Below are 3563 nucleotides of genomic sequence, written 5' to 3' on the forward strand. Positions count from 1 at the left end.
AAATTCAAGATCGACTGGAAATACGAATAAAACTTAATTCTGATTTTGAGGCACCACGACCATTGGAACAAGTTGAAGTGGAGTATATTCTGAATGAGATTTTTGGGAAGATTCATCAACAGGCGCAAATTCCAATTGAAAACATGATTTTAATCCAACGCTAAAAGTTAAAGGAGGTTTACCATGGTCAAAAAAATTGTATTAGCCATCAGTGATACTGTATATACGGCATATTTACGAGAAGATTTTGTTGGCGCGGGATTTGAAGTGGCTGATAGTGATGTGATGCATATTAAATATCTAGATGAAATTCTAGATACGGAACAACCCGAGATTCTATGTATTAATGACAAACGATTAAATATTGATGCGGGACAGGAAGATAAACGTGAATTGATTATCTTACAGAAGTTAAGGGATATACGTTTTAATCGAGATATTCGTATTGTAGTTTTTACAGAACGTGAAAATGATGATGAGTTTTTGGCGAAACTGATTTATCTAGGTATCTATGACATTTTCAACTCTCGTAGAATTGATATTGATAATAAAGTTATCCCGCAGTTGCTACAGGAGTCGGATATTAAGAATGTAGCCGAGATTGTTGGAGCAAGTCAGGCACCGCAACAAACGAAATTACCGGACATTCCTGCTGAGGAAGAAGAGGAAGTGCCAAGTGACTTAGAGGAAGGAAGCAATGATGAACCTGTCTCTAAGTCAAAAATATTTAAAAACAAACAAAAACGTAAGTCTGTACAAGAGGAAACGGCAAAAGCACCAATAATTAAAAAGCAATATAAATTATCGTTTGAACCTGTATATGAGAAGCAGATTGGTATAGCAATTCCAAGGAAAACAATTGTTGTGGCCAGTATGAATAGGAGAAGTGGAGCTACTTTTGTTTCGCATCTCCTAGCTGCCTATTTGAATGAACTACAGATTGATGTGAACTATATAGAGAATTTATACGATGAGGGGTATACGTATCCACTATTAAAGGGCTATACAGAAGCACCAGAAAATTATCGCAGCGAGTTCATGTTACAGCGCTATAAAGAGATGTTACAGAAGGAATCCGATATATTATCGATTCCAAAGTGGAAGCAAGGAAAGATAAACTTTATCGTAAAGAATCCGATTGTGGACCAAGAATTGAAAAATGAAACAGAGCAAGACTTTGACCATTTCATTAAGGTCTTGTTGGGGAACCAAGAAGCACCTATTTCTATTATTGATGCAGGGAATGATTGGGACAAAGCTTTATACCAAGAGATATGCGAGATGGCGGATTACATATTCTTTGTAGCGGAGCCAGATCTTCATCAAATGTTAAAGATAGCACACCCTCTTACGCAAAAAGAAAGAAAGTTAGTTTCCTACTTAGCATTAGAGAAAACCAAAGTAATTGGGAATAAATTTTCATCATCATTGTTAAAACACGAGGTAGTGGAAGAATGTTTAGGACAGAAGTTATTAGCAGATATACCACCTTATGGGATTGAGGGTGTATTTGAAGCACAGTTGAATAGTAGTACGTTACTATCAAGTCGTAACTATTATAGAGAGTTAGAAGGAATAATGAAGAAGATAGCAGAGTTATTACTACCAAATGAATTATTGAACCAGAAGAAAAGCTCCATTTTAAGCGGATTTAGATTCCGAAAGACTGAAAGTTAAGAAGGGATGATATAATATGCAAAAATTTATTATAGGTGCTGCTTCAGTATTATTATTTGTTGGTTGCCTGTTTTTAATGACAGATATGATTATCGGAGATACAACACACTCAGATAATAAGTCTGCTTTAGAGCGTGCTGGAAGTGCAGCAATGGATAAATCCGTAAAAGTTGGTGTTTTACGTGCACAAGAAGAAATTGCTATCGATCCAGAAATTGCAAAGAAAGAATTTGAAGAATCCTATAAACAAAATGCAACATTTAAGGACCCAGCGTCAAAACGTGATTTTTCTGTACATGCTGTACAAGAAAATCCAGCAATGATTGCAGTTGAAGGAGATGCGGAAGCTGCTAGTTATACCAAGCAATTTGATGAAAAGAAAGGTAACATTAAGAGTAACGCAAAACACATATATATTTATGAAGCAGATTCTGATAAAAAGAAAGCTGGAGGAAACGTGAAATAAATAAGAAAAAGTAGGTGTGTAAGAAATGCAAAATACAGTAACGACAGCGCTTTTTCTAACGCTTTCTTTATTATTAATCACTCTTATACCAGAAGGTGTACTGTATGGTATGCAGTTAGTGAAAGCGCATGATTTTGCTGCTAGTACAGTAGAATTAGCAGAGCAAACAGGTGGATTTCAGTACACGTATGAAGGAAAAAATGTGAATTTAATACCGGATATAGAGAAGAAAATGAAAGAGCAAAAAATGGATGGGTGGAAATATGAATATACGAATGGGCGCGTAGATCATAATCAGCCACTGAATTTTAAAATTAAAGCGGAACACCACTTCTTCATTTTTAAAATGATAGGAGTGGACAGTGTGAAAGCGCCAATATGGGCAAACAAGGATGGAATGGGGCAAATCTATTTCCGTTGAAAATAAAAATATTCATATAAAAGAGCAGAAAACTATGCTGAAAAGTATAGTTTTTTTGCTAGAAAAATATATTTATAAATAAATATATAAAAATACTTTACAAGCCCATTTCTATATGGTGATATTTTCCATATAGAACAGCGGTTATAAAAAAACGATAATCAAATAATTAATATGTTAAAACATCTAGATTTTATGTTTAATTTAGGTACAATAAGAGAATCTATAAAAAAACTAATATATTTGGAGGAACAAACAATGGCTAACAAATTTTTAAAAACAGCAACAGCACTAACAATTATGGGTACATCACTATTAGGAGCAGGAGCATTTACTGCTAAGGCTGATAACACAGATTCATTAAAATTCAATGATGTTCCAGCTAATCACTGGTCTACGAAAGCAATCTATGATTTAGCAAACCGTAAAGTAGTAGCAGGATACGGAAATGGACAGTTTGGTTTTGGTGACAATGTAACTCGTGGACAGGTTGCTCGTATGATTTACGCATACGTAAAACCAGCAGATGCAGATGCTAGTTTCAAAAATCCATTTACTGATATTAAGGGACACATGTTTGAAAAAGAAATCTTAGCACTTGCGAAAGCGGGTCTAGTAAGTGGTTATGGTGAAGGGAAATACGGTCCAGATGATATTTTAACTCGTGAACAAATGGCACAGGTACTTACTAATGCATTTAAATTTAAGGCGACAACTACAACTTCATTTAAAGATGTTGATAAAAACTCTTGGGCGTTTAACGCAATTAATGCTTTAGAAGAGAATGGTGTTACTTCTGGTACAGGAGGAAATATGTATTCACCACAAATGCATGTAACTCGTGAGCAATACAGTCAGTTCCTATATAACTCTATTAATGTAATCGAAAAAGAAACAAAACCAGAAGAAAAACCAGAAGTGAAGCCAGACCCGAAACCTGAAACAAAACCAGAGGAAAAGCCAGAAGTGAAGCCAGACCCGAAACCTGAAACAAAACCA

At 35.1% G+C, this 3563-nt stretch carries 4 protein-coding genes; all 4 read left to right on the top strand.

The genetic code is table 11. From position 1 onward, the window contains the following. Positions 1-183: 183 nt before the first annotated feature. Entirely contained in the window at positions 184-1677 is a 1494-nt protein-coding gene (locus MR155_RS30755) for a hypothetical protein (RefSeq protein ID WP_242312072.1), read from the top strand. Between the two features lie 16 nt (positions 1678-1693). Continuing rightward, on the top strand, positions 1694-2143 hold the full coding sequence (locus MR155_RS30760) for a hypothetical protein (protein ID WP_113937408.1): 450 nt from the start codon (positions 1694-1696) through the stop codon (positions 2141-2143). 25 nt (positions 2144-2168) lie between these two features. Further along, on the top strand, positions 2169-2564 hold the full coding sequence (locus tag MR155_RS30765) for a DUF4320 family protein (RefSeq protein WP_002139736.1): 396 nt from the start codon (positions 2169-2171) through the stop codon (positions 2562-2564). A 195-nt stretch (positions 2565-2759) separates the two neighbouring features. Further along, a partial coding sequence (locus MR155_RS30770; protein ID WP_242312073.1) for an S-layer homology domain-containing protein occupies positions 2760-3563 on the top strand: 804 nt, incomplete at its 3' end.

Source organism: Bacillus cereus group sp. BfR-BA-01331, from assembly GCF_022663915.1.
Classification (GTDB): Bacteria; Bacillota; Bacilli; order Bacillales; family Bacillaceae_G; genus Bacillus_A; species Bacillus_A mycoides.